This is a genomic window from Lacticaseibacillus jixiensis (assembly GCF_042847315.1).
In the GTDB taxonomy this organism is placed as follows: domain Bacteria; phylum Bacillota; class Bacilli; order Lactobacillales; family Lactobacillaceae; genus Lacticaseibacillus; species Lacticaseibacillus jixiensis.
The window spans coordinates 125,101-150,981 of record NZ_BAAFPR010000006.1; the positions used below are offsets into that span (position 1 = coordinate 125,101).

Genomic DNA, 25,881 nt, shown 5'->3' on the forward strand with positions numbered 1-25,881 from the left:
TCCTGAGTACGACTGGCTTGTGAAGTTCTGCGAGAACTCGGCAAGGCCGTGCGGTTTGTGGTATATTAGGAGACGTGCGAATTCTGCAAAAAATCTCGTTTAGGATGTGTCAAAATGAAGAAATGGATCCTCGGCATTGCCGGCATCGTGCTGGCTGCCACGTTAGCAGGTTGCGGCAGCAGCACCGTTGCCAACATGAAGGGCGCCAAGATCACCAAAGACGAATACTACGACGAAATGAAGTCCACCAGCGCCGGCGAATCAACGCTGCGTTCTATGATCGTCTTAAAGGCCTTGGAACAGCAATACGGTGATAAAGTCTCTGACAAGAAAGTCACTGCACAATACAACAAGGTCAAGAAGCAATATAGCGCCAACTGGTCTTCTGTCCTTGAACAAAACGGTTTAACCGCAAAGTCCTTCAAGGAACAGATCAAGACTTCCCTGTTATCAAACGTCGCTTTGAAAGACTTGAAGAAGCCAACCCAAAAGCAAATCGATGCCCAATGGAAGAAATATCAACCAAAGATCACCGTTCAGCATATTCTGGTGGCCAAGCAAGCCAAAGCCGAAGAACTGATCAAAGATCTGCAAAAGACCAACACCGATGCTGAATTCAAGAAGTTAGCCAAAGAGAACTCCACAGATACGGCAACGGCTTCTGACGCCGGCAAGTTGGCTGCTTTTGACAACACTGACACCCAATTGGATGCCACGTTCAAGAAAGCCGCTTTCAAGCTGACCAAGAAAGACGAATTCACCACCAAGCCAGTCAAGACGCAATATGGCTACCACATCATCCGCGCCGTTAAAGTGACCCCTAAAGGCACCAAAGCCAGCCGCACCAAGGTCCTTAAAGATCAGCTGTACACCAGCTGGGAATCTGACACTGCAGTGATGACTGGTATCATCAAGAAAGTCTTGAAGAAGGCCAATGTCTCCATCAAAGACGAAGACTTAAAGAACGTGTTGTCTGTTTACTTAAACAACTCTGCAAGCACCGCCGGTACCACTGGCACCAGCACTCCTGCTGGCAACTAAACATTAGCTACACAAAAAACCGCCTCGACTGAGGCGGTTTTTTGTGTAGCCAAAGCGCAGTGGCACGCACTTAGCGGGTCAATTAGACTAGCACTCACATTTGCGGCGCTCTTTGCCGCGAGTACGGGGGCGTAGCTAATTGCACCCGCGTTGCGCCACGCAGCTCGACAAAAACCAAAGCGGAGCAAACCGCACTTAGCGGGTTAATTAGACTAGCGCTCCCATTGCGCCACGCAGCTCAATGAAGCCCCCAGGCTATTTAGGATCTGCATAGCCTTTGCCGTGTTCTGGGCGATAGAAGCGGCGGTTGTCCATGCCGAACAAGCGCTCAGTGAAAGTCCCTGGTTCAACATGTTGATAGGCAGTCGTCAACATGTTGATTTGCGCATCCATGTCATCCAGGTTGTGCAAGATCTGCGCTTCCAGCAGTTCTGGGCGCACCGGTGAACCATATTCCAACAATCCATGATGGGCCAAGATCACATGCCGCAACATGATCATGTCTTCTTGATGGATATCGATTTTGAGATCTTTGGCCGCTTGGACCAATGCTTCGTCAACTAAGACGATATGGCCGATCAAGTTGCCTTCCATGGTATATTCCGTAGATACCGGACCGGATAATTCCAGCGTTTTGCCTAGGTCATGCAAAATCGCACCGGCATACAACAGCGACGAATTCACGCTGGGATATTGTGCCGCTACCGACTTGCATAAGCGCAAGATACTCAGCGTATGAAACGCCAAGCCGCCGGTGAAGGCATGGTGGTTGGATTTGGCAGCCGGATAAGTCAAGAACGCCTGCATGTGATCGGCCAGCAGCTTGCGCACGATGCGGTTCCAGTTGGCATTCTTGATGGCAAACACGAAATCATTGAGTTCATCGCTCATCGTGTCGGCAGATTCCGGGGCATGTTCTTGATAATCGCTAGGCTTGTTGCCTTCTTCTTGCGTCGCCAAGCGCATGTTGTAGATCTTGATTTGAGGATTGCCTTGGTACAATTCGCGCTTGCCATGCAGCAATACCACCACACCTGATTTGAACTGGTCGATGTCGGCTTCAGTCGCATCCCAGAACTTCGCAGAAATGTGCCCAGAAGCATCTTGGAAATTCAAAGCAATGAATTTCTTGCCGTTTTTGGCCACCCGCACTTCTGCAGACTTGATCAGCACCGGAATCGTTAAATCGGCGCCGTTTTGAAAATCAAATAGCTGTTTTGCCATTGTTGTTCACCTTTTCTAAGTCACTAGACTACTGCTATGATAATCGTTTGGCTGGCCCAGCGCAACGACTGCCTGGTCCAGACACACAAAAGCCTTTGCTTCATAGTCAAGACCATGAGGCAAAGGCGCTTATGCGACGCTTATTTGGCTTGGTACAAGTCAGCGATCGGCTGCGAGATGGTGCGGTTGATGTCATCCATCACCTGTGACAAAGCTTGTTCTTTGGCCATCAAGTCGTTGATCGGGTCCATGCTTTGCATCTTGCCGCCTAAAGTTTGTAAGTCGTTGATCTCGTCATCGGAGATCTCTTGACCGTTCATTTGCTTCTTTTGCAAAGTCATTTGCTTGTCTTGGAATTGTTGGAACAATGCGTAGGCCACAGCGTCCAACTTCAACATCTCGAAAGACTTCTTCATGTCCAAGAATTGTTGGCTTTGTTGCAAGTCTTGCGCCAGTTGATTCGCCGTGTCGTATACGTTTGCCATGTGCAGTGCCTCATTTCGATTTTTTTAGGGTCATTCAAAAAGTCCCTTAATGCCATTATACCATTCATTGACCTTTTCTTTAGCAGATTCGATGCCACTTTGTACGCCAGAGAACCAGTCGCTGGCGCTGCTGGAATTCGCCGGCGTTTGCAAGGTCGCCAGCGACTTGGCATCTTTCTCGCCGAAGCTGGTTTGCGGGCTGCTTGGCAGCATCCCCGACATTTCTGCTTTGAAAATCGGCGCCACGCCGGACTCGCTGGTGCCCACCAGAAAATGCTGCGCATCGGTAGTCGCAAACCCGGTCCAAGTCGCCACGACAATGTCTGGGGTATAGCCGATCACCCATTGGTCTCTGGTACCATACCCCCAGCTGCTAGGTACTTCAGTCGAGCCGGTTTTGCCAGCCACGGTGTAGCCGCTTGGCGCCGCGGTGACACCAGTGCCATATTTGAAGGTGCCTAACATCATGCTGGTCATGGTTTTGGCCACTTTGGCGTCGATGATGCGCTTCTTTGACGCGTTGGTGTTATCTACCACCGTGCGCCCAGTGGCATCAACGATTTTTCTGATGAAGTGCGTTTGCGGCAAGTAGCCGCCATTGGCAAAAGCCGAATACGCTCGCGCCATGATCAACGGCGAAAAGCCGGTGGTCACCCCACCCAAGGCTGCGGCAAGGTTCTGATCTTTCTTCTTCAAGTCGATGCCAAAGCGCGCCAGACTCTTGACGCCGGTATCCACGCCGATCTTGTTAAGCAGCCACACGGCACTGGTGTTCACCGAATTCGCCAAGGCCATATACATCGGCAAGCTGCCAGAATAGGTGCCAGTGGCATTGGTTGGCGTGTAATGGTCTTTGCCAAAGCTTTGTTTCTTGTCTTGCAGCGTCGAGTCATAATCATAACCGTGTTCCAAAGCCGGTGTGTACACCATCAGCGGCTTGATCGTAGAGCCTGGACTGCGCTGCAGCTGAGTGGCGTAGTTATAGCCCAAATAGACATGCTTGCCGCGCGCCCCCACTACCGCCAACACCCCGCCGGTACTTGGATCCACGGCGATGCTGGAGGCTTGCGGTTGGGTGCCGTCTGCCGCATTAGCCGGGAAGTTGGCGTCATTGTCAAAGGCCGCTTGCATTTCTTTTTGATAAGTCGTGTCCAAGGTGGTGTAGATCTTATAGCCTTTGTTCACGATGTCGTCTTGGGAAATGCCGTCTTTTTGTGCTTCTTCGATCACCGAGTCCACAAAATAAGGATATTGTTCACCGTTGCTGGCTGAATAAGTGTCCTTGAGCACCAAAGTACTGCTTTTGGCAGTGGCGGCTTGAGCTGCGGTAAGCTTGTGGTTATCGACCATCAAGCCTAAGATCAAGTTGCGGCGGGCAAGCGCATGGTCCATATGATCCACCGGATTATAGTAACTGGGACTGCGCAGCATCCCGGCCAACGTGGCGCCTTCAGAAGCGTCCAGCTGACTGGCGGGTTTGCCAAAATATCGCTGCGCAGCGTCCTCAACACCCCACACACCATTGCCAAAATACGAGTTATTCAAATACATCGCCAAGATATCCTGCTTGGAATACACCTTGGTCAATTGCACCGCCAAGAACAATTCTTGGGCTTTGCGCAGGTATGACTGCTGTTGCGTTAGCAGCGTGTTCTTGGCCAGTTGTTGGGTGATGGTAGAGCCGCCGCCGGTGATCGCCCCGTGATAACGCACCAGGTTGACCATTGAGCGCAGGATGCCTTTGATCGAAAAGCCCCAATTGGTGTAGAAGCTGCGGTCTTCAGTTGAAATCACCGCATCTTGCACCGATTGGGCGATGTGGTTCAATTCGACATATGTGCCTTTTTGGCCATACATCACGCCTGCTTTGTTGTTGCTGCGATCGTAATAAGTCGTCTTGGTTTGCAAGGTTGATTTAATGTCTTGCACATCGGCGGTTTTAGCCTTATAAGTGAAGAAGGCACTGGCACACAAAATCGTTAACAACACGATCAGAATCGCCCAGCGGATCAATTGAAACCGCCTAAAGAACCAGCGGATCCATTTCCACACTATTGCCAAATACGGCGCCAGCCAATGCCAGAATTGCTTGAGGTATGCCACGTCTTAGCCCCCTATGATAGTCTTAGCCATTGTAGCACACGGCTTGGCCAGCCAAGTTCTTCTGGCCTTAATTTTACTTATTCTCAAACCTAAAGGAATCCGTCTTATGCCCGACTTTACTCTCAGCGCCGTTGTGCGCCAAGCTTACCCTAGCGTTACTGACCAACTTAGCGCCTGGCATGTGCCCAAGCGCTATCGCTTTTGGCTGCGCAAACACCAAGGCGTGTTGGTCAATGGCCAATATCGTTATGGCAACTTGCCAGTTGCGGCAGGTGAGCAAATCACCCTACACCTAAGCGCGCTTGATCCCACCCATTATCAGCCGCAAGTGCACCCGCTGGCGATCGTTTATGAAGACGCGCAAGTGTTGGTCGTCAACAAACCAGCCGGCGTCAAACCCCATCCCAATCAACCAGATGAAACCGACACCTTGATGAATTGGGTGGCCGCTTATCTGGCCCCTAACCCGGCATATATCACACATCGCTTGGACATGGCCACCAGCGGTTTAACGCTGATCGCCAAAGATCCGCTCACCCAAGCGCTGATCAATCAACAACTGGCCAACAAAACCATGGCTCGCAGCTACGTCGCCTTAGTGCCTGCTGGCATCGCGCAACAAGGCACGATCGATGCGCCGATTGGAGCAGACCCGAGTGATCAGCGCAAGCGCATGGTGCGCGCAGATGGCTTGCCTGCCATCACTCACTATCAAGTGCTCAATGCAAACGCCCAGCACGCTCGAGTGTGGCTGACGCTTGAAACCGGCCGCACCCACCAATTGCGCGTGCATTTGGCACATATCGGCTACCCGATCCTTGGCGATCCGCTGTATGCCCCAGCCACCTCGGCGCCGCGCTTGATGCTGCACGCTTGTGAACTGACTTGGCAGCAGCCTTTAAGCGATCAGGTGCACACCGTTCAATGTCCTGCACCATTTTGATTCGCTGACACAAAAACGCCTTTGTTGCGGCAGCTTGCTGCGCAGCAAAGGCGTTATTCGTGCTTAATCGGCAAAGGCCCGGTCGTATTGTTGGTTGAACCAAATGGCCGCCTCAACATCTGGTGAAATCACCACAATGGTATCATGGCCGGCTAAGGTCCCCACCACCTGATCGAATTTGATATCGTCAATGATCGCCGCCAGCAAGTTGCCGTTGCTAGGCAGTGTTTTGATCACGTTCATGAATTGCACGCGGGTGATCGATAAGCCGACTTCGCGAATGGAATTGCCTAATCGTTCCAGCTGCGACTCAGAATCTCCGCGGAAGATCGTATAGCGCAAGCTGCCGCTGGCGTCTTGGGCTTTGACAATGCGCAATTCGCGAATATCGCGCGAAATCGTGGCTTGCGTGGCTTCAATGCCGTTAGCTTTAAGCTCGGTCAACAATTCATCTTGTGTGGCAATGACTTTCTGGTTAATGATCCGCGCCAAGGCGTTCTGCCGTTCCGTTTTATTCAATCTGCTCACCTCTTGTGAATATCTATTCACAGCATAGCATATTTTTACGGAATAATGAATATTTTTTGTATATTTAAGAATTTATTCACCAACGCAAACGGCGCTGCCTCAGATGCTGGCAGCGCCGTTTGTGTCGCTTGCGATTACATTTCTGCTGGCGCTTCAACGCCTAACAACGCCAATGCGGAAGTCAAAACCACGCTGACGGCTTTGACCATGCTTAAGCGCGCCGGCAATTCTGCATCGTCGACTAAGACTTTGCTATTGGCATAATACTTGTTGAACGCCTTAGCCAAGCGCAAGGCATATTTGGCCACCACAGACGGTTCATAGGCCAAAGCGGCCCGGGCGACCACATTCTGATAATCGCCTAACGCCTTCAACACATCCCAAGCATTCGGGTCAGTTAATGCCACATCAGCTGCCGGCTGCACCGTGGTTTTCTTCAAGATGCTGTTGGCTCGCGCGTTGGTGTATTGGACATAAGGCCCGGTTTCGCCTTCAAAGCGCACGACTTCTTCCAAGTTGAAGTCAAAAGAATCTAAGCGTTCGTTCTTCAAATCATGGAAGATCACCGCGCCAACCCCAACTTGATGGGCCACGACATCAGCATTGGCTAAATCTGGGTGCTTAGCGGCGATTTGATCCTTGGCCAAAGCGATCGCGTCGTTTAACACGCGCTCCAACAAGATGATGTTGCCTTTACGCGTGGACAGCTTCTTGCCGCCGCTGGTGATCAAACCAAATGGGATGTGGTGGATGTCATCTGCCCAAGCGTAACCCATTTCTTTAATGACCGCTTTAAGCTGATCAAAATGTTCGCGCTGTTCATTGCCGACCACATACAAGCTTTGCACAAAGTCATATTCGTTATGGCGGTAGAACGCCGCAGCCAAATCCCGGGTCATATACAGCGTAGCCCCGTCAGACTTCTTGATCAAAGCAGGGTTTAAGTCGTATTGACTCAGATCCACGATTTCGGCGCCTTGGGATTCGTGCAGCAAATGCTTTTGGACTAATTCGTCGACGACCCCGTCCATTTTGTCATTGTAGAAAGCTTCACCATTGAAGGAATCGAACTTAACGCCCAGCATGTCGTAAATGCGGTTGAATTCCTTCAAGGATTCTTCTCTAAACCAACGCCACAACTTGGTGACTTCTTCGTCGCCATCTTCCAGCTGCTTGAACACGGCGCGGGCTTGATCATCTAAGCTTGGATCCTGCTCGGCTTCTTCATGGAATTGGACGTAATATTGCACCAAGTAGTGAATTGGATCTTTTTTGACGTCGGCTTCAGAGCCCCATTTGCGATAAGCCACGATCAGCTTGCCAAATTGGGTGCCCCAGTCGCCAAGGTGATTGATCTTGATCGGCGAATAACCGACTTTAGTCAAGATGTTGGCCAAAGCGTTGCCGATCACAGTTGAGCGCAAATGGCCCATGCTCATCGGCTTGGCGATGTTGGGGCTGGACATATCGATCGGCACATTGCCGCTGCCTAATTGGCCGTCACCATAATGTGCTGGATCTTCAGCAATAGCTGAAAGCACGTCATGGGCAAAGCTGACCTTATCTAAGAAGAAATTGACATAACCGCCGACTGCTTGGACCAACTCATAAGGCGTTGTGTCCAGTTCGCCCACCAAGTCTTGGGCGATTTGCTTAGGCGCTTTATGATAGATCTTGGCCAAGGCAAACGTCGGGAAAGCATAGTCCCCTAAATCAGACGTCTTCGGGGTTTCCAATAACCCGCTGATGGTGTCTAAATCTAATTGGTCTTGTAACGCCGCATGCAAAGTCGCGGCAACTTGTTGTTTGAAATCCATATTATCCTCCTGACCACGAAAAAAACCCGCCTCTTCAACTGTAATTGAAAGAGACGAGTTTCCCCGCGGTACCACTCTAATTGGCTAAGCCCACTTAAGTATTCAACTCACACTCCAAAGCGCGCCGTCGGTCAGGCGAGCCGCTTGCACCGCCGCGGCCTCACTGAACACCTTGCTCCGACATCTTCTTCATCAGCATGTGTAACAAAAAACTGGTACGAGCCTCGCACCAGTCCTGCAGCGGTTGACGAGAATCGAACTCGCGACACCAGCTTGGGAAGCTGGAGTTTTACCACTAAACTACAACCGCAACAACGTGTTTAAGTATAGCAAGCACCCAGGATTTTGGCAAGGATAAATTTCTCGCGGCATCATCAACGCTGATCGGCTTCTCATTTATCCGTTGCTTTGCTTCACTTGCCACAGGCGCAATCCCCAGAATCGAACCTGGCGATTAAGGCCCAAACGCCGCTAATCCCAAGGCCGGCGCGATGTTCGGCTTTCCGAGTGAAAACTGTGATTATTAAAGTTTGCTCATTTACTTGCTCATAATTTTAACCGTGCTATAATGATATTGTGAATATAGAGTGACGTTATGCCAAAAGCGGCACACTAAAGGAGTGATCAACATGGCAGATAAAGCCCGTCGCTACTACTTTGCAGCGCGTAATGAAAAAACAGACCATGGTTACATGATCAACTTCGTCAACATTCCTCAAGCATCGGCTGTCGGCGCCACTTATGAAGAAGCGGTGTACTATTCTTACCGTGTCCTTTCTGATTACTTGAGTCACCTGCCTGAAGGTGAAGCGGCAACGACCGCTTATTCTTTGGCGGAACTGCCTAAAGGCCGCTCCGCTAATGTGTTCTACTCACTGGTCAGTGTGACGCCTGATTTCAACCCGCACAAGATGGTCACACATTTCACCCTGCCTCAGGCCCCGCCTGCGGAGATTCGGCGCAAAGCGTCGGAGTTGGCAAAGCTGGTTAATCATCAAAACAAGGCGCGCGAAGCCGCCAATTCATAATTAATGTGATTTTAGCCGAACAAAAAACTAGTTTCGGCTTTTTTTATGCGGATAATGACCTGTTCAACGACGGCTGGGTGTGGTTTAATAAATGCAGTCGATAAACGAGGAGGACAGTAACAGTAATCGAAAATGTGGCACAATGTGTTAATCTATGGCAACTAGTCGTTCTGTAGTAATCAAGTGGAAGACAGAACGACTAACGGCTACAAAATGATAAACTCGTGAAAAATCACTGACTGATGCATGGATAGATGATGATGGTTTTCATCATGTCTTGACAGAATGACTTCATCTGCATTTGCTATGATATCCATAAGCAAATCTGAGGTGAAGGCATGTTAAGAACGCACAAGATCCGGTGTTATCCGAACGCAACAATGAGTCGTGTATTGGACCAAGCTTGCGATTACCGCCGCTATTGTTACAACCAAGCGCTAGCCACGTGGAACGAGATGTATGACGCATCAGTCGTATTGGCAGATAAGACGGCGCGGCCTAATGAACGTAAAGTCCGCAATGAATTAGTTAACAACAAAGCAGACTGGCAATATCGCCGTTCTGCGCGGATCTTGCAATTAGCGGTACATGACCTGGCTCTTGCTTGGGCGAATTTCTTCAACCCTGAAATGCCAGACCATCGCAAGCCACGGTTCAAGTCGAAGAAGCGCAGTTGCTGCGGTTTTAAGACCGATCGGGCAACCATCGTTAATGGTAATCTGCGACTGGATAAACCGCAGGGCTACCGTAATCGGTGGTATGATATTCGATTGGCTGAGAAACCACGTTGGCAAGGAACGGTTAAACTCGCCGCTATTGTTAAAGAAGTTGATGGCTATTACGCTTGTCTCAGTATCGATGTGGCCAAACCTGAGCCGTTATCGGAAAGCCAACAAGTATGTGGCATTGATGCCAACGTTGGCAAATTCGTTTATAACGATGGCGAGGCGATGTCTGCTATGCGTGTATTGACCGAGCAACTGGTTAGTTTGTACAACCGCGTGTCCTTGTACCAGCGGCGGCTCGCCCGCAAACGTCAGGCGAATCCCAATCACTTTCGTTCCAACAACTACCGCACAACGAAAACCAAGTTGCAGCGGACCTATCAGAAAGTGACGCGGATTCAAAACGACCTCTTGCAGAAGTTCACAACGATGCTGGTGAAGACTAACGGCACCCTCGCTATTGAGGACTTGGACGTCAAGCATATGAAGATGAACAAACGACTGGCAAAGAACTTACATCGCTCGTTGTTTGGCCACTTCAAGACGTTGCTGAAGGACAAGGCACGGTGGTATGGCCGTCAACTGATTATAGTCGATCGGTTCTACCCTAGCACACAGCGATGCAGTCGGTGTGGGTTAGTGAAAACCGGTGACGATAAACTAACCTTGGCAGGCAACGCGCTTCACGGCACCAAACATCACGAGTTTCATTGTTACGGTTGTGGCGCTCAACTCGAACGCGACGAGAATGCCGTACAGAACTTGATTCAATACGCTCAGGGGCAGGCTATGCCCTAAAGGTTCAAGAGCCAGTCAATGTTGCTAGGTTATTACCGACGTAAGAATACTGGTGTTAACGGGACCAAATAAAATAATGAATGTATAACTATGAAAGGAAAAATATAATCCTTTACTAGTGCCATTAGACATTCTTCCACATTTTATATAGCAGGACAATAATGACCAGTTTAGCCACAGCGATGGGTGCTTACACGTTTGACAATGTCTTGATGAATGCCAGTGGCGTGCATTGCATGACCCGCGAAGAACTTGATGAACTTGCCCAAAGCGATGCCGGGACTTTGGTGACCAAATCGGGCACGCTTGAAGCACGCCTGGGCAATCCCGAACCCCGTTACCATGCCTTAACCTTGGGCAGCATTAACTCAATGGGCCTGCCTAACAACGGCATCGACTATTATCTTGATTACGCCTTAGCCTTTCAAGCCAAGCACCCCAACACTCCGATTTTCATGTCGGTGGCCGGCACAGGTCCGGCTGATTATCAAGCCTTAGCTGAGAAGATCCAAGCCAGTACGTTTGCTGGGTTGACTGAATTCAATCTGTCTTGCCCTAATGTACCTGGTAAGCCGCAGATCGCTTATGATCTTGAAACCACCAAAGCGATCTTGGATGGCTTGTTTAAGACCTTCACCAAACCAGCCGGCATCAAATTGCCGCCATTCTTTGACTTGGCACAATTTGATGCGATGGCTGATTTGTTGAACCAATACCCGTTGACCTTCATTAACTCGATCAACTCACTTGGCAACGGCTTGATGATCGACCCTGACGAAGATCGGGCCTTGATCCGGCCTAAAGGCGGCTTTGGCGGCATCGGCGGCGCTTACGCTAAGCCGATCGCCTTGGCAAACGTGCGCGCATTCCGCCAGCGCCTGAAGCCTTCGATCCAAATCATCGGCACTGGCGGCGTGACAACCGGCCGCGACGCTTATGACTTGATCTTGTGCGGCGCCGACATCGTGCAATTAGGCACCGTGTTACAAGAAGAAGGCGTCAAAGCCTTCACCCGCATTAGCGCCGAACTCAAAGCTGTCATGGCCGCCAAAGGCTACACGAAATTAGCAGATTTTCGCGGCAAGCTCAAAACCTTCGCCTAAAAGCTGAACCATAACGCGGTTGCGCCAATAACGCAAGCGGCTCTACGCCACGATTCGAATTCTGAATCGCGGCGTAGAGCCATTTGCGTTGCTTGGCGTTGCCAAATGTCTGGCGACGATATACCTGATGTCTTACCCACTAGAACTGAGAATTGAATTGGTCGGTTGCGCTGCGCTTTTCTCGGCTGTAGTTTTGGAACATGAACACCGTACCCACAATGCGTAAGATCCAAGACGCCAAGGCACACACCAACCCGATCAAGATGCCACCCACCATCGAACCTAATTCTGAATTCGACATATCTTTGATCAACGCTTGCGTATCGGTACCTGACTTAAAGGCCGAGCCCATTGCCACAAACAACGCCACATAAAACAACGCCTCTAACACACTGGCGATCACCAACAAGATCGCCCCTTTGCGCCGAGTTTTTTCTGCTGAGAATTTGACCAGCAAATAAACGCTTAAGCCAAACACCACGATTGCAACAGCGTAGTTAAGAAATTTCAGTGGGATCGGAATACAACTGATGATGGCTAAGATGCCAGTGACCAGGAACAAAGTTTGATACGTTGCGGGATGCTCTTCCATAATATTTCACTCCTCTAAAACCCTAAGTTAAGTACATATGGAATATGCGCCTTAACGTAAGCGCAGTCAACGAACATTTTTGTCACATCCCAATCAAAAACGCCCAGCCTGATTGACTGGACGTTCGCTGTTTATTTGAAGTAATACCGCGCGGTTTCAAGTGCGCTGGTGGCCATCACGTGCTGCCCATATTCCGAAAGTTTGGCACTGGAAACCGTCGCCCGTTCGCTATATTCCAAGGCCACGGCGAGTTGATCTTGGATCTCTTGATCGCTGACTTGATTGCTGTAGAAGGTCAATACCAAATAGTACTGATCTTGGTAATGATACAAGTCGCTAGAGGCCCCTTCTAGGCGCAACACCTTGGCCATGGCGATCAAGTCTTCGAAACTGGCAAGCTGCAACACGGCTTCATGCACCTTAGTTCCGCCAGCGTCGATAAAGCCGCCTTCATCTACCGCGGCATCAGGCGCACTGTCAGTCGCCATCAATTGGCGCTTGATGAAGTCTGGGACACTGGAAATCGCGTCTTTGTTGAAATCATCATCATCGTCATCATCATCTTGACCCACATTCTTGCTGATCAGCAGCTCAAGGCCTTGTTGACTTGGCATCACCTGGAAGGTCACAGCATCATTGGAAGCAAAGCTATGATCCTTGTCGACTTCATCCAAGATACTGTAGAAGAAACTTTCGATCTGTTGATGATTACCTAACAGATCCAACATGGTGATCCCGCGCTGCGCAAGGTCGTCGTTTCCTAGTAATACTCGGATCGTATTATCATTGATGCGTTCCATTTCCATGATCGCTGCACCTCAATTCTGACAGAAGTCACACATCTGTCTGTGAACATTATAACACTTACTTCAAGGCATTCTACGTCAAACCAGGCGGTAATGCAACTTAAACCAAATCATCGTCAGGCCGCGGCTTCACCAAAAAAAGCTTGCTGCTTGCCTAATCGGCAAGCAGCAAGCTTTGATCAGTGGCGCAGCAGCGGATACACGGCGCCAATCAAATTTGCATCATTATAGAAGCGCGCACTGACGATTTGCGGCGCATGGATCGTCCGTGCCGCCAATGGCGTGACTTGCTGCAGCTGGCGAAAGTCGTCACTGAGTTGCGTGGCCACCAGCGGCTGCGCCGAGATCCCGCCGCCGATCACGATGCGCTGCAGATCCAGCACCGCTTGCATGTTGTACAACAGAATCGCCACGCCGCGGCTGAAGGCGCGAAACGCAGTCACGGCCGCCTTTTGGCCGGTAGCAATGGCAGAGAAAACCTGGTTGCCGATCGCCGGTTCATGTAAATCGAGTTTTTCTGCTACAGAATTGATCATCCCCACTGCCGATAAGCCGGCTGCAGTTTGCCCAACTCGGTCAGGGTTGGTCGCATCGATCACCATGAAACTCGGTTCTCCGCCGACATAATGCGCTCCGCGGTACAACTGATCGTTCAAGAAAACCGCCGCGCCGATGCCGGTACCAAGCACCACCATGGCGCCGTTGGACACGCCAGCCAAGTGGCCTTGCCACTTCTCAGCATATGCTGCGGCATTGCCATCGTTTTCGATGCTGATCGGCAATTTGCCTAACGCATGGCTCAGCCGTTCAAAAAGCGGCACGCCTTCTAAGAATGGCAGTGACGAACTGGCCAAGACAAGGCCTTGACGGCTGTCAACTACCCCAGGCAGCGCCAAGCCAACGCCTTCAATATCTGCGGCGTGGCGGGTGATCAATGCCTCAAGGCTGGCAATGAATTGCGCGGCATCTTGATTATGCGTCAGCTGATCGCCTTTGACGACGACCTGACCGGTTGCGGTAATCAACGCATATTTCACTGCCGTGCCGCCGACATCGATGGCCAGATAGGTCATTTGCTCACTTCCGTTTCTGTTTGGCTGCATGCGATCACTTACTGATCGACACGCCTTTGTAGTTGTGCAGCGGGCCTGCAGTGTTGACGATCAAACCTTTGATCTTCGGATTGCGCAGGCTGGCCACAGACTTCTGATACAACGGGATGGTGGCTTGCTGATTCATCAACAGCTTCTCTGCTTGGACCATTTGTTGCCAGCGGCTTTCAGCAGAACCGGTGTTGTTGTTGATGGCATCGATCAATTTATCATATGCCGGATTTGAATAGCCGCCAGCATCCCCAGCATTACCCGTGCGATACAAGTTCAAGAACGTGATTGGATCAGAGAAATCAGCACCCCAACCAGACAAGGTGACATCAAAGTCGCCATCACTGGACTTCTGGATCCGGGTGGCTTTTGGCACCGTGCGGATCGTGACATCGGCGCCTAAGGTCGATTTCCATTGGCCTTGAATGAATTCGACCACAGACTTGGTGGCATCATCATCATCAGACATCAACTCAAACGACAGCTTGGTCGCCCCGATTTCTTTGAGTCCTTTCGCCCACAACCGCTTGGCTTGTGCTTTATTATACCCAACGCCAGCTGCGACATAAGCTTGTTTGGCAAAATCTTCACCAGTTTTCGGGTCAGTGGCCAAATCTGAGGTAACAAAGCCTTTCGGAGCAATGGAGCCATCTGCTAACACAGACTTGACGAATTGCTTGCGATCAAGTGCTAAAGACAAGGCTTTGCGAATGTTGACGTTGTTGAACGCTTTCTTCAACAAAGGCGTGCTTGGCTTGGCGACATTGAACTGCGCATAAGTCATGGAAGCCTGCTTGTCTAAGACGTAATCTTTGTTGGACTTATTGGCGGCAACTTGGGTCCCCACCAACGCGGTTTGATCCAGCTTGCCTGATTTATACAAATTCAACCCAGTCGCTGGCGTCTTCACAGTTTGGAAGTTCACCGCAGCCAGTTTGACATGCTTCTTGTCCCAGTAGCGATCGTTCTTGACTAACTTCCAAGAACTGTTGGTCCCGTTCCACCCGCTTAACTTAAACGGCCCGTTAGCTGGGCTGGTCGCTGCGGTAGTCCCATATTTCTTGCCATACTTAACCACAGCTGAACGCTCTTGCGGATAGAAAATCGGCATTGCCGTCAACAACTTGAAATAACTGATCGGATGTTCCAGCGTGACTTGCACTTGATACTGCCCAACGGCTTTGACACCAAGGCTGGATGCAGGCTTCTTGTTGGCCATGATCGCATCGGCATTCTTGATGCCTGAATACAAATACGCGTATTCACTGGCCGTCTTGGGGTCAATGGTGCGCTGCCAACCATAAACGAAATCCTGCGCCGTTAATTTCTTGCCATCTGCCCACTTGGCGTCATGCCGCAAATCGAAGGTATAAGTCAATTGATCTTTCGACACGCTGATCTTGGTGGCCAACTCTTTTTCAATCTTGGAATTCTCACCAAGTTGTAAGAAGCCTTCACCAGTGTTTTCCAGCATCTGCATGCTGGTCGTATCACTGGCATGTGATGGATCCATTGTGGCAATATCAGAAACCACCGACATGTTCATTTCATTCTTGCTGGTGGCTTTGTCGCTTTGTTTATTGCCACAACCAACTAACAGCACTGCGGTTAACGCAAGCCCACCGCTTAATAATTTGCCCTGCATAAGATTGCCGCCCTCCTTTGTCCCGCTATCATAGCGGTTACAAAGCCAGCTTATATTAAAGACTGGTGAATTGCAACGAATTTGGTGAGAAAACCTCTCATAAATTTGGAACGATTTTTCTATCATGAGTATTTTCTCATTATCAAGGCATCAAAAACGGGCAAGACACAAGTCACATCGTCGCGTTCCATAAAGTAACGCCAATAACGCAAGCGGCTAAAACCACTTTATGTCCCAGCCTCTAAACCCATCATATTTCGTTAGCCAAGCGGGCCATCGCATGATAATCGATGGTCATCATCGTCAACCAATCACTGATCTTCAACCATTCATCACCTTTATGCGCGATGCCGCGCTGCCCTGGAAACGATGGGCCAAACGCCACGATGTTTGGCATCGCCCGAGCATAGGTGATCCCGGTGGTGGATACGGGATGATTAGCTAACCCAGTCACTTCCCCATACACTTGCGACATGATTTGGATCTCTGGCTGGTCAGGATCGCGATACAACCGCGGGACCTCGCGTTTCACCTCGACTTGAGTGTGCGCTGGCAAATGCTGGTGCAAATCGGCCAACAGCATTTCTTGCGTCATGGTCACCGGATATCGCATCGATAAGTCGAGCTGCAAGCCATGCGCAACTTTGGTGATCGCGTAAACACTTTGTTGCAACGCCCCAGAAATCGCGTCGTGATAGGCCACACCTAAATGAGTCCCATCCGTGTCTGCCATCACCCCGGCAAGCCAGCGCCCATATTCGCCTAACTCACCGCTAGCTTGCGCCAAGTCCGCTGCCAGTTGGCCGATCACATTATCTCCAGTATCCGGAGCGTTGCTTGGTGCCCGCACGCCGGTGTAGCGATAAGTACGGCCGTTTAATTGCATCTGGGCATGATCTGGAATGTAAGCCGCGCCAAAATCTCCGCTTAATGCCGTCAGTTGGGCCAAAGCTGCTTGAGGCAGTGTCGTCGTCAGCGATAGCCCGACCAAGCCGCGTTCTGCATACACCACCGGATATTTGCCGTCAGGGGTGAAGCCGGCGATCGGCGCTGGCTGTTGGGCCAGGTAATAAGGAATGTCTGAACTGCCAGATTCTTCATCGGTGCCAAACATCACGCGAATGCTGTGTTTGAGCGGCACCCGATTCTGCTTCAACAACGCCAAGGCAAACAAGGCGCCCATGATCGGGCCTTTGTTATCCAACACGCCGCGGGCGAACATTTTGTCCCCCGCCACGGTTAAGGCAAAAGGCGCGCTGTGCCAGTCATCCCCAGCAGCAACCACATCCAAATGCCCCAGCACCCCGATATAGTCGGCATCTTCGCCGCTTAGTTCGGCATAGCCGACCCGATCAGCGATCAAGTGCGTCTGCAACCCAAAACTGGCCGCAATCGCCAACGCCTGAGTCACCGCAGCTTTAGGGCCTGGCCCATAAGGTGCTTGCGCAGTGGCAGTGCCGCGCACACTTTGAATTTGAATGACTTGGTTCAACAGTTTCTGATAAGTCGTTAACTGCGCGGCTAGCTGTGCTTGGATCTGATCCATGATTGCCTCCTACAACGGCTTGGTAGCACGTTGTTGATAAGCGTCCAACCAAGCTTGATCTGCTAAAGTGATTTGCACCTGATGGCCGGCTTGCGGCGTGGCCAAGAACAATTGCGGCTGGCCGGCTTTGATCACGGCAAATTGAAATGCGACATTGGTGGCCACGCCATAGTTGCCTTGTGCATCCAGCGCCACATAAGAGAATTCACCGACTTGCCCGTTGCGCGCTTGCAGCTTGTCAATGAAACCATAAACCGCTTGATCCATTGCGGCTTGCACCGGCATCCCTTGGCCGATCAAATTAACGATTTCAAAACACAACGGCCGCTTCATCATGTCTTCACCAAGGCCAGTTGCCACGGCACCACCAATTTGACTATCAACATAAAAGCCGTTGCCTGGCAGCGGTGAATCGCCAACGCGCCCGGCATGTTTCATGAACAGCCCAGACGTGGAGGTGCCAGCCGCCATGTGTCCGCCAGCATCTAACGCCACCATCCCCACAGTATCGTGACCATCATATGGGGTCAGGCGACTGCCTTGTTGGACCTCGGCTAAGCGCTTGGCATACCACTGCAAAGCGCGCGGCGTCAGCATCGTCTTTCGGGCAAAGCCGTGTTCACTGGCGTAATCTTCTGCGCCCACGCCAACCAGAACGTTATTGACCCGCTCTTGCGCCAAACGGCGTGCAACTTTGATTGGATTGGCCAAATCTTTGACCCCGGCGATGGCCCCGATTTGATAATCGTCCCCGTTCATGAACGCGGCATCCATTTCCAATATTCCATTACGATTCGGCAAGCCGCCATAGCCAACCGACTTGTAATACGGATAGTCTTCGATTGAAGTGATCGCAGTTTCCACCGCATCCCCGCAGCTGCCGCCTGCTTTAAGTGCCGGCGCTGCCGCTTGTAATCCGGTCAGCGCCATGCGCCAGGTGCCGATCATCGCATAAGTCATCTTCAAGCCCCCAATTTGTTTTCTTCCAGCATAGCACATCAAATGAGAAAGTCATTAAAATATCTAAGATTAAATTTCTATGTGAAAAACGTGGCGCAGCGTCAGCATGTCGCCCTTGCCATAACAAGGTTTAACCGTGATCCGAACGAGGTCATTTCCCCTGAACATACAGCATTTGCCAAACATCCCATAGCCTGGCTTTGCAAATCATCAAACACAGCTCGTCATCAAATGCCGCACGATAATTCTCAGCTGTGCCGGAGGTTGATCCCTTCCCTGTGAACCATCAGTGTACACCAGCCGAGTCAATCCCAAACCTAATTCGAACACTGGAGGACAGGGGTTGCGTAGGCGCGTGGGGCAACGCCTGTTCGGGCCCGACCCAAACGTGAATCCACGCTTTTTACGCTGTGGTCTTCGTCGAGCTGCGCAAAGCAACGCGGATGCAATTAGCTACGCCCCCGCACTCGCGGCAAGGTACGCCGCATGCACGAGAGCTAGGCTAATTGATCCGCTAAGTGCGCTTTGCTTCGCTCTGGTTTTTTTCGTCGAGCTGCGCAAAGCAACGCGGCGTGATATAAGTCGTGACGCCAATTGGGCAAAGAACGCCCAACTGTCATCCCGCCTTATATCCACCGCTAGGCCCGCTTTGCTCTGCTTTGGTATCAAAAAGACCGCTCTATGGCGGCCTATGTGATACCCGTATGAATAACGATAACTCCCGCCTCCTCTCAAAATCCTGCCAGTAATTGCGCTTGCTGCAAAGCGATTGCACGCACCTCGCGCGGCAAGAAGCGGCGGATCTGGTCTTCATGAAAGCCCACTTGCATCCGCAACCCATCGATCATGATCGGGTGACGCAATAAATCAGGCCGCTCAACGATCAAGTCCACCAACTCTTCTGTGGTCATGCCGTCCATTCGCCCTTGCAGTTCTGGATAATATTTCGAACGCGTCGACAGGATCTCATCAGTCCCTTTTTCTGATAGTCTCAGCATTTCTTTGACCATTGTGGCGGTCAGCGACCCTGGTACCAATTCGACAGGCTGATAGGCAATATGGGCTTCTTTCAGCCATTCTTCAGCTTTACGACTTGATGTGCAGTTGCGCGCCCAGAAGAAGTACAGTGTGTGTGCGCCATTCTTGTGTTCCGGCATATTTACCACTCCTTGTTCATGTAAGCGTCTTCCTAACAAGATTAATTATACCGGATTGACAATACGCAAAACAATCACGTTAACAAACTTTTTCTTAAAGATAATGCCCTAACGTAAATTTTTCGTAATTGCACATTATTGAGCAATAATAATAAATGCCGTTAACTCGGCGAAGCGCTGAATCAACGGCATTATTTACATTTTTTACAAAGCATCAAATAAAAATTATTTTTATAACGTTCCTAAGTCAATAACATTCTTTTCCGATGCAAGGTCGACTGGGATCGTGCCGGCAGCAGCTTGCGCTTGGGCTTGCAAGATCGCAAGCGAAACTTCTTGCGGCAAGTGGGTCAACAGCAAATGCTTGGCCCCGGCAGCTTTGGCCAAAGCCCCGGCTTCTGGTGCAGTCAAATGCCAGCGCGGTGCCGGCTTGTCGGCTAAGAAATTCGTATCTGCCAGCAGCAGATCACAATCTTTGGCAAACGGGGCCAACCCCGCAAACGCCCGCGTATCACTGGTATTGACCAAGACTTGACCGGTGGTGTTTTCAACGATCCGCACCGCAAAAGCCGGCACTGGGTGTTGGGTCTCTAAGAACGTCAAAGTCAACGGTCCTAATTCCAGCTTGGATTCGCCAGCATAGCCCATGCCCTTGGTGAACCCATCAAAAGTCAACGCCGCATAATGCAGCGGATCTTTGGTGTGGCCGTACACCGGCAGCGGCGTGTGTTTCTTGGCGCCGGAATGCAATTGATAATAATATTGCAACACCCCAAAGTCAGCCATGTGATCATAATGGTAATGCGTCAGCAGCACGGCATCTAATTGCAAAGGATCCAGCACTTGTTCTAAGGCCAGCAAAGCCCCGCTGCCGACATCCATCAAAAGATTATACGATCCTGATTGCACCAAATATGCGCTGGTACCGACGCCATGATCTGGATAACCGCCATAGTAACCTAAAATTGTTAATCTCATCACAATCTCACCTTTCTGATTCGGGTCTGCGTTATAATGTTAGTGGAGGTGGTACAAATGTCAAATCGTATGCAAATGATTCTGGGCTCCCAACATTTCTTGAAGCAATTCTTTAACCAATATTCGACTCCCATGCTATTATTGAAGCCGCTGCACGACGGACAAAACTACGCCTTAGTCGATGTGCAGGCAAAAGTGCCGTTCGTTGCGCCGATGCGGTATCTGATCCAAGCGCAAACCGCACCTTTGGCAGCCAAGGGGTACATTCAGCTGCAATACTTCCACTTGACTGAAGATGAAGCGCCGGTCTTCATCGCTAAAGCCAAGGCGCTGTTAGAAAACCACGCGCAACTGCAAGGCAACTTAAGCTTGGCGGTGCTGGAAAAAGACGCCAAAGAACGCGATTACGTCTTGTTGTCACAATGGGAGCGGACCTTGGATGTTTTTGCATCTAAGAAAACCCCACTAATGGCCCCGATCAATGAATTTGCCGAAAGAGCAGCCAGTGGTTTGGGTTATCACGACGCCAATTACCAAATCGTTGATCCTGCCGCCGAAGTCGACGAACTTGCCGAACCAACCCCATCATAACGTGCCTCAAGCCGACTGTGTGTCGGCTTTTTGTGTGCTCACGCATGATCGCCTTTAGTCGCTGTGGCTGCCGCAAAACCCAAGTACACTACAGTATACACCGCAAAAGCGATCAAGACGAAACGGTTGGACGTGCCATCTAAGGTCACTTGCAGCAAATGGATGCCGATCGCCGCATTGATACTGCCGATCAACCATGGCAGCCCAAACACTGCCATCACCTGCATATGCCGCAGCGCGGCCACATCTGAACGCGGCATTCCCAACCGCAACAAGATCTGGCGTTGCGCCGTACTGCCAAATTCTGTGGCCAGCTGCTTCAACAACATGATGCTGGCAGTCGCCACCAACATCACAGCGCCTAACAGCCCCAGCACAAACAACACAAAGCCAAACACCACATGCATTTCATGCATCGCCGGCTTGCGCAAGCTTAACGCTTCACGCGCCAAGCTTGGCGCTTTAGGCGCAGCGTTGACGATACGAAGCGGCCGCTTGCCTGCCAGCGTTTGGCCATCGATCGCCACATATTCACTGCGCTGGCTGAAGGCTGATAAGGCCTTTTGCACCGCCGCCAAGCGCTTGGCACTGGGGGCAAAGCCAAACAAGACATCTTTAGGTGCTTCTAAGCGTGCATAAGCCGCATCGCTGACCACCAGCCCCCGGTCAAAATACAACGCCCCGCCTAAAGGAAAAACATTGCTTAAGGCTTTGATGGTGAAGTGCTGGTCACTGGCATTTAACGTCACCTGCCGCCCGATGTTGCTCCAAGTGGCGGTTTGATAATAGGTTTGCCCCACCGTCAACAGCACCGCGGCTTGACCAGTTAAGTCGATATCCGCCAAACCGGGCTGCTTTTGTTGAATGCGCCGATACGCACTTTGGCTGAGCACTTGGTAGACACTTTTTTCTTGCGCATCACGGCCGTTGCGCATTTTTAACTGGACATGGCCGCTGGCGAGTTTGGTGGTTAAGCGCACCTGCGGCGGCTTGGCTCCCAGCTGCTTGGCAATGCGTTGGCGGCCTTGGGTGCTGGCCACCACTGCCATTGGCACATCTTGGTCGACGACAGTCATGCCATATTGATAAAACATCGCCGCAGCTCCTAAAATCACCAGCGTCACCGTCGTCAACCATGTCGTCAGCCACAATGATTGCCGATTGGCCCGCAACCGCACATATAACCGCGACAGCATCAACTGCCGCCGCGCGATTTGCGCCCAAGTGGTTTGCATCAAGCTATGCACCAGCGTTGGCAAGCTTGCGGCATAAAGCAAATACACCCCGCAGATCTCAGTGCCTAATAGCGCCAGCAACAACACGCCTAACCCAATCGTGCCGCCAAACGTCGCAGTGAGGCGGCTGAACCACACAAACAACTGGATGATCACGCTGGTGGCCGCAACTAACAACAACACCCCGCCTACCGCGCCGATTTTCATCAAGGCCCCAGGCGCTTGGCTGTTGATCGCAATGTCGTTAACATGCCTGAAGCGCGTGAGATCACGCCCACACACCCCGATGATCCGCAAGGCACCTAACAGCCCCAAGCCCAATGCGACCCCGATGCTCACTTCAAGCAAGGCCGAGCCGGAAATCAGCAAGCCCACTTGCGCATTGATATCGCATAAGCGCAACAGCACCATCGCCAACAACTTAGAAAACACGATCCCGCCGATCAAGCCGCCAGCCAAGCCCCATAACCCGCTGATAAACAGCTCTAACGCCAAGCTGACGCCTAAGCGCCCGGTAGGCATGCCTAAGCGCCGATATAAACCAAACTCTCCGTGCCGCCGCTGCATCAACAAACTGTTCAGATAGCCCATAAACACCAAACAAAAGGCAGCCAGCACCCACAACACGACCAATAAGCCGCCGGTAAACATACTGCGGTGGCCGACGCCTTTGCTCAACATCGTCAACAACGGCGCATTGGTGGCCAAGGCGGCAATGGCATACACCACAGTCACCAAGATCCCCAAGATCACAGCAAACACCACATGCATCCCGCGATGCCGCAAGAGATTAGTGCGTGTCAACTGCCACACTGTGCCTGCCTCCTCCGTTGATGGTCGCTTCCATGTCGATAATCCGGTTAAAGAATTCTTGACGGCTGCCATGCCGCGTCACTTCGGCAAAATACGCCCCGTCGCGAATGAAGATGATCCGGTTGCAGAAACTGGCGGTAAACGCATCATGCGTCACCATCATGATCGTCGTATCCGCCTCAAGATTGATCTTGGCCAAGTATTGCAATAATTCCGTGGCTGCCATCGAATCCAAGCTTCCAGTTGGCTCATCGGCCAACACCAATTGCGGCTTAGCGATGATCGCCCGTGCTGCCGCCACCCGCTGGCGCTGGCCTAAACTCAGCTGTGGCGGAAAGCGCGTCAATAACGGCGTCAAGCCCAACAAGTCGCTGGCTTCTGCCAGCCGCTGATCCAGATCCGGCGGCAATGGCGGCACAAAGGTCAGCGGCAAGCGGATATTGGCAGCGACTGACAAATCGTCTAATAAGTCGAAGTCTTGCACGATGAAGCCCAATTGCTCACGGCGGAACTTGGCCGATTCAGCAGCCGACAGCGTGGTCACATCGACTTTATCGATATATACCGCCCCAGCTGTTGGCACATCAAGCGTGGCTAACATGTTTAACAAAGTCGACTTGCCGGCACCACTGGGACCCATGATCCCAACGAACTCGCCGGCTTCAACTTGAAAAGACAAGTCGCTTAACGCCTTGACCCGATTGAAACGATGCCCATATACCTTAGTAAGATGATCCACGCTGACCCGCTGCATACGACCACTCCTTTGGCCTAGTCATGAACTTGGCCCGACATTGTAATACCTTCATCATACCAAAAAACTTCCGCCCTTGCTCAACTGCTCGTTATTCTCTAGAATGTAGCCATGGAGGTTACGCCATGTTTAAAATCATGATCGTAGAAGATGATCACACCATCGCCACCTTGATCGCCCAAGCCTTGACCAAGTGGCAGCTGGAACCGGAACTGGTGGTCGATTTCAACAATGTTTATGCCCAGTTTCAAGCCAGTCAGCCTGCATTGGTGCTGCTTGACATCAACTTGCCGGTTTACGACGGCTACCACTGGGTCCAACAAATCAGATCTGCCAGCCATGTGCCGGTGATCTTTATTTCCAGTCGCAACACCAACATGGATATGGTCATGGCCATGAACCTTGGCGCCGATGATTTCGTCAACAAGCCTTTTGCCATGGAGGTCTTGATCGCCAAGATCAACGCTTTGTTGCGCCGGACCTACAACTACACAGAAGGCGGCACTCAAACGCTGGAACACAACGGCTTAATGCTGGACCTGCAAACCGGCGCGGCGCAAGTCGGCGCCACTGCCATCAACTTATCCAAGAACGAATATAAGCTCTTGCAGATCTTGATGCGCGCGCATGGCAGCGTGGTGACGCGCGAACACCTGCTTAAAGCGTTGTGGCAAGATGCGCGGTTTGTTGATGACAACACTTTGACGGTCAACATCAACCGCTTGCGCAAGAAAATTGCCGAAGCCGGCTTACCAGATTACATCCAAACCCGCGTTGGCGCAGGCTATATCATCAATTAGGAGCGTGGCGGCATGAGTTTTCGAGCGTATTTGCACGACCGGCGGTTATTTGTGGTGGGCTATGGGTTGGGCTTATTGCTGCTAGGCGGCGGTTTGTGGCTGGATCCGATGCACTTGGTCCATTTAGACACTGTCGTTTATATCAGCAGCTTAGTGACGCTGCTGGCGTTGGGCTTTTGTTTGATCGACTATCGCCACCAGCGCCGCTTTATCAGCCAGTGGCAAGCGCGCACCGCCGCCAGAGCCGCAGCGTTGGATTGGCCGCTGCCCGCTTCTGCTAATCACGAAGAAGCAATCATGATCGAAGCTTTCAACCAAACCCTGCTGGCCCATCGCCAAGCTGTCACCCAGCTGCAAGAAGCGGCAGTCGACCATCAAGCGTTCATTGATTCTTGGGTGCATGAAATCAAAGTCCCGCTGGCGGCAATGACCTTATTGACTGAATCGATGGAAGATCAAGCGCCAAGCGCTGCGCTTGACGAATTGAACGTGCAACTGGATCGCGTGGATCATTATGTCGAACAAGTCTTGTATTATTCCCGCTTGGAAAGTTTCAGCAAAGATTATTTGTTGCAAGACTATCACCTTCAAGCGCTGGTCAACGAAGTGGTGATCGCCAATCGCAACAGCTTCATCAGCAAGCATTTGCGCTTCAACTTTGAAGGCCCAGACGCGCTGGTGACCACCGACGCCAAGTGGCTGCGCTTCATCTTGATGCAATTGTTCTCAAACGCCATTAAGTACACACCAGATGGCGGCAGCATTACCGCCATTGTGGCGCAGGCCAAATCCGCAGTCACCTTAACCATCAAAGACACCGGCATCGGGATTCAACCCGACGAACAACACCGCGTCTTTGAAAAAGGCTTCACCGGCACCAACGGCCGCAATGCCAATGTCAAAGCAACCGGCTTAGGCTTATATTTAGCCCAAGAACTAGCCAAGCGCTTAGGCCACTCGCTCAGCCTCACCGCCACGCCTAACGTTGGCACCGCTGTGACGATCCATTTCCCTAACTTGGCCTTTTATGGGGATTCTGGCAGCCACCTTAGTGAACAGCCTGTGGCAAGATAAAAAATCCGCCTTGTGAGATAAGCTTCACAAGG

Annotated in this window: 23 protein-coding genes and 1 tRNA gene; 8 read left to right on the top strand and 16 right to left on the bottom strand. The window is 51.2% G+C overall.

Annotation, left to right across the window (positions count from 1 at the left end; translation table 11 throughout):
• Positions 1-114: 114 nt before the first annotated feature.
• Positions 115-1,041, top strand: a complete 927-nt coding sequence (locus ACGG90_RS05665; RefSeq protein ID WP_390406915.1) for a peptidylprolyl isomerase — start codon at positions 115-117, stop codon at positions 1,039-1,041.
• 255 nt (positions 1,042-1,296) lie between these two features.
• Here ACGG90_RS05665 and ACGG90_RS05670 read toward each other — a convergent pair whose 3' ends face one another.
• The 3 genes from ACGG90_RS05670 to ACGG90_RS05680 form a co-directional block, all read right to left on the bottom strand.
• Positions 1,297-2,265: a 3'-5' exoribonuclease YhaM family protein gene (locus ACGG90_RS05670; RefSeq protein ID WP_390406917.1), complete on the bottom strand. Its 969-nt coding sequence runs from the start codon at positions 2,263-2,265 to the stop codon at positions 1,297-1,299.
• 140 nt (positions 2,266-2,405) lie between these two features.
• Complete coding sequence (locus tag ACGG90_RS05675; protein WP_390406919.1) at positions 2,406-2,750, bottom strand: YlbF family regulator; 345 nt, start codon at positions 2,748-2,750, stop codon at positions 2,406-2,408.
• 30 nt (positions 2,751-2,780) lie between these two features.
• Entirely contained in the window at positions 2,781-4,853 is a 2,073-nt protein-coding gene (locus ACGG90_RS05680; protein ID WP_390406921.1) for a PBP1A family penicillin-binding protein, read from the bottom strand.
• A gap of 106 nt (positions 4,854-4,959) precedes the next feature.
• On the opposite strand from ACGG90_RS05680, the gene ACGG90_RS05685 reads away from it, so the two are divergent.
• Positions 4,960-5,796 carry an RluA family pseudouridine synthase gene (locus ACGG90_RS05685; RefSeq protein WP_390406924.1) on the top strand — a complete coding sequence of 279 codons (837 nt, stop codon included), beginning with the start codon at positions 4,960-4,962 and terminating at the stop codon, positions 5,794-5,796.
• A gap of 63 nt (positions 5,797-5,859) precedes the next feature.
• Here ACGG90_RS05685 and ACGG90_RS05690 read toward each other — a convergent pair whose 3' ends face one another.
• The 3 genes from ACGG90_RS05690 to ACGG90_RS05700 all read right to left on the bottom strand — a co-directional run bounded on the left by ACGG90_RS05690 (position 5,860) and on the right by ACGG90_RS05700 (position 8,451).
• Complete coding sequence (locus tag ACGG90_RS05690; RefSeq protein WP_390406926.1) at positions 5,860-6,315, bottom strand: arginine repressor; 456 nt, start codon at positions 6,313-6,315, stop codon at positions 5,860-5,862.
• A 143-nt stretch (positions 6,316-6,458) separates the two neighbouring features.
• Entirely contained in the window at positions 6,459-8,141 is a 1,683-nt protein-coding gene (argS, locus tag ACGG90_RS05695; RefSeq protein ID WP_390406929.1) for an arginine--tRNA ligase, read from the bottom strand.
• Positions 8,142-8,380: 239 nt separating this feature from the next.
• A tRNA-Gly gene (locus tag ACGG90_RS05700) sits at positions 8,381-8,451 on the bottom strand.
• Between the two features lie 319 nt (positions 8,452-8,770).
• Here ACGG90_RS05700 and ACGG90_RS05705 point away from each other — a divergent pair.
• From ACGG90_RS05705 to ACGG90_RS05715, 3 genes are all read left to right on the top strand, one after another.
• Positions 8,771-9,169, top strand: coding sequence for a hypothetical protein (locus tag ACGG90_RS05705; RefSeq protein WP_390406932.1), 399 nt, complete (start codon positions 8,771-8,773; stop codon positions 9,167-9,169).
• Between the two features lie 338 nt (positions 9,170-9,507).
• Entirely contained in the window at positions 9,508-10,692 is a 1,185-nt protein-coding gene (locus ACGG90_RS05710; protein WP_390406935.1) for an RNA-guided endonuclease InsQ/TnpB family protein, read from the top strand.
• A gap of 161 nt (positions 10,693-10,853) precedes the next feature.
• The gene (locus ACGG90_RS05715; protein ID WP_390406938.1) at positions 10,854-11,795 is read left to right on the top strand and encodes a dihydroorotate oxidase; all 942 of its coding nucleotides are present in this window, start codon (positions 10,854-10,856) and stop codon (positions 11,793-11,795) included.
• A gap of 139 nt (positions 11,796-11,934) precedes the next feature.
• Here ACGG90_RS05715 and ACGG90_RS05720 read toward each other — a convergent pair whose 3' ends face one another.
• The 8 genes from ACGG90_RS05720 to ACGG90_RS05755 all read right to left on the bottom strand — a co-directional run bounded on the left by ACGG90_RS05720 (position 11,935) and on the right by ACGG90_RS05755 (position 20,582).
• Entirely contained in the window at positions 11,935-12,387 is a 453-nt protein-coding gene (locus ACGG90_RS05720) for a hypothetical protein (protein ID WP_390406940.1), read from the bottom strand.
• A gap of 131 nt (positions 12,388-12,518) precedes the next feature.
• Positions 12,519-13,193, bottom strand: coding sequence for an adaptor protein MecA (locus ACGG90_RS05725; protein WP_390406943.1), 675 nt, complete (start codon positions 13,191-13,193; stop codon positions 12,519-12,521).
• A 179-nt stretch (positions 13,194-13,372) separates the two neighbouring features.
• A complete protein-coding gene (locus ACGG90_RS05730; protein ID WP_390406945.1) occupies positions 13,373-14,266 on the bottom strand; it encodes an ROK family protein in 894 nt (297 codons plus the stop codon).
• A gap of 34 nt (positions 14,267-14,300) precedes the next feature.
• On the bottom strand, positions 14,301-15,941 hold the full coding sequence (locus ACGG90_RS05735; protein WP_390406948.1) for a peptide ABC transporter substrate-binding protein: 1,641 nt from the start codon (positions 15,939-15,941) through the stop codon (positions 14,301-14,303).
• Positions 15,942-16,191: 250 nt separating this feature from the next.
• Entirely contained in the window at positions 16,192-17,487 is a 1,296-nt protein-coding gene (locus ACGG90_RS05740) for a Sapep family Mn(2+)-dependent dipeptidase (protein ID WP_390406951.1), read from the bottom strand.
• 9 nt (positions 17,488-17,496) lie between these two features.
• A complete protein-coding gene (locus tag ACGG90_RS05745; RefSeq protein ID WP_390406954.1) occupies positions 17,497-18,447 on the bottom strand; it encodes a N(4)-(beta-N-acetylglucosaminyl)-L-asparaginase in 951 nt (316 codons plus the stop codon).
• A 731-nt stretch (positions 18,448-19,178) separates the two neighbouring features.
• Entirely contained in the window at positions 19,179-19,604 is a 426-nt protein-coding gene (gene spx, locus ACGG90_RS05750) for a transcriptional regulator Spx (protein WP_390406957.1), read from the bottom strand.
• 231 nt (positions 19,605-19,835) lie between these two features.
• Positions 19,836-20,582 carry an MBL fold metallo-hydrolase gene (locus tag ACGG90_RS05755; RefSeq protein ID WP_390406960.1) on the bottom strand — a complete coding sequence of 249 codons (747 nt, stop codon included), beginning with the start codon at positions 20,580-20,582 and terminating at the stop codon, positions 19,836-19,838.
• Between the two features lie 57 nt (positions 20,583-20,639).
• Between ACGG90_RS05755 and ACGG90_RS05760 the strand changes: the two genes are divergently transcribed.
• Positions 20,640-21,173, top strand: coding sequence for an antibiotic biosynthesis monooxygenase family protein (locus tag ACGG90_RS05760; RefSeq protein WP_390406963.1), 534 nt, complete (start codon positions 20,640-20,642; stop codon positions 21,171-21,173).
• Positions 21,174-21,211: 38 nt separating this feature from the next.
• Here ACGG90_RS05760 and ACGG90_RS05765 read toward each other — a convergent pair whose 3' ends face one another.
• Together ACGG90_RS05765 and ACGG90_RS05770 are read right to left on the bottom strand one after the other, a co-directional pair.
• Positions 21,212-23,221, bottom strand: coding sequence for an FtsX-like permease family protein (locus tag ACGG90_RS05765; protein WP_390406966.1), 2,010 nt, complete (start codon positions 23,219-23,221; stop codon positions 21,212-21,214).
• Positions 23,199-23,975, bottom strand: coding sequence for an ABC transporter ATP-binding protein (locus ACGG90_RS05770; protein WP_390406969.1), 777 nt, complete (start codon positions 23,973-23,975; stop codon positions 23,199-23,201). Before ACGG90_RS05770 ends, ACGG90_RS05765 begins: the two co-directional genes overlap by 23 nt.
• Positions 23,976-24,100: 125 nt before the next feature.
• Between ACGG90_RS05770 and ACGG90_RS05775 the strand changes: the two genes are divergently transcribed.
• Positions 24,101-24,775: a response regulator transcription factor gene (locus tag ACGG90_RS05775; RefSeq protein WP_390406971.1), complete on the top strand. Its 675-nt coding sequence runs from the start codon at positions 24,101-24,103 to the stop codon at positions 24,773-24,775.
• Between the two features lie 12 nt (positions 24,776-24,787).
• Positions 24,788-25,849: a sensor histidine kinase gene (locus ACGG90_RS05780; RefSeq protein ID WP_390406974.1), complete on the top strand. Its 1,062-nt coding sequence runs from the start codon at positions 24,788-24,790 to the stop codon at positions 25,847-25,849.
• The last annotated feature ends 32 nt before the right edge of the window (positions 25,850-25,881 follow it).

What these genes read in the sequence shown, in the direction of transcription:
- ACGG90_RS05780 (WP_390406974.1), top strand. Translation starts at nt 24,788, where the DNA reads ATGAGTTTTCGAGCGTATTTGCACGACCGGCGGTTATTTGTGGTGGGC.
- ACGG90_RS05665 (WP_390406915.1), top strand. Translation starts at nt 115, where the DNA reads ATGAAGAAATGGATCCTCGGCATTGCCGGCATCGTGCTGGCTGCCACG.
- ACGG90_RS05725 (WP_390406943.1), bottom strand. Translation starts at nt 13,193, where the DNA reads ATGGAAATGGAACGCATCAATGATAATACGATCCGAGTATTACTAGGA.
- spx (WP_390406957.1), bottom strand. Translation starts at nt 19,604, where the DNA reads ATGCCGGAACACAAGAATGGCGCACACACACTGTACTTCTTCTGGGCG.
- ACGG90_RS05710 (WP_390406935.1), top strand. Translation starts at nt 9,508, where the DNA reads ATGTTAAGAACGCACAAGATCCGGTGTTATCCGAACGCAACAATGAGT.
- ACGG90_RS05735 (WP_390406948.1), bottom strand. Translation starts at nt 15,941, where the DNA reads ATGCAGGGCAAATTATTAAGCGGTGGGCTTGCGTTAACCGCAGTGCTG.
- ACGG90_RS05730 (WP_390406945.1), bottom strand. Translation starts at nt 14,266, where the DNA reads ATGACCTATCTGGCCATCGATGTCGGCGGCACGGCAGTGAAATATGCG.
- ACGG90_RS05685 (WP_390406924.1), top strand. Translation starts at nt 4,960, where the DNA reads ATGCCCGACTTTACTCTCAGCGCCGTTGTGCGCCAAGCTTACCCTAGC.
- ACGG90_RS05755 (WP_390406960.1), bottom strand. Translation starts at nt 20,582, where the DNA reads ATGAGATTAACAATTTTAGGTTACTATGGCGGTTATCCAGATCATGGC.
- ACGG90_RS05675 (WP_390406919.1), bottom strand. Translation starts at nt 2,750, where the DNA reads ATGGCAAACGTATACGACACGGCGAATCAACTGGCGCAAGACTTGCAA.
- ACGG90_RS05670 (WP_390406917.1), bottom strand. Translation starts at nt 2,265, where the DNA reads ATGGCAAAACAGCTATTTGATTTTCAAAACGGCGCCGATTTAACGATT.
- ACGG90_RS05775 (WP_390406971.1), top strand. Translation starts at nt 24,101, where the DNA reads ATGTTTAAAATCATGATCGTAGAAGATGATCACACCATCGCCACCTTG.
- argS (WP_390406929.1), bottom strand. Translation starts at nt 8,141, where the DNA reads ATGGATTTCAAACAACAAGTTGCCGCGACTTTGCATGCGGCGTTACAA.
- ACGG90_RS05740 (WP_390406951.1), bottom strand. Translation starts at nt 17,487, where the DNA reads ATGGATCAGATCCAAGCACAGCTAGCCGCGCAGTTAACGACTTATCAG.
- ACGG90_RS05705 (WP_390406932.1), top strand. Translation starts at nt 8,771, where the DNA reads ATGGCAGATAAAGCCCGTCGCTACTACTTTGCAGCGCGTAATGAAAAA.
- ACGG90_RS05720 (WP_390406940.1), bottom strand. Translation starts at nt 12,387, where the DNA reads ATGGAAGAGCATCCCGCAACGTATCAAACTTTGTTCCTGGTCACTGGC.
- ACGG90_RS05760 (WP_390406963.1), top strand. Translation starts at nt 20,640, where the DNA reads ATGTCAAATCGTATGCAAATGATTCTGGGCTCCCAACATTTCTTGAAG.
- ACGG90_RS05745 (WP_390406954.1), bottom strand. Translation starts at nt 18,447, where the DNA reads ATGACTTATGCGATGATCGGCACCTGGCGCATGGCGCTGACCGGATTA.
- ACGG90_RS05770 (WP_390406969.1), bottom strand. Translation starts at nt 23,975, where the DNA reads ATGCAGCGGGTCAGCGTGGATCATCTTACTAAGGTATATGGGCATCGT.
- ACGG90_RS05715 (WP_390406938.1), top strand. Translation starts at nt 10,854, where the DNA reads ATGACCAGTTTAGCCACAGCGATGGGTGCTTACACGTTTGACAATGTC.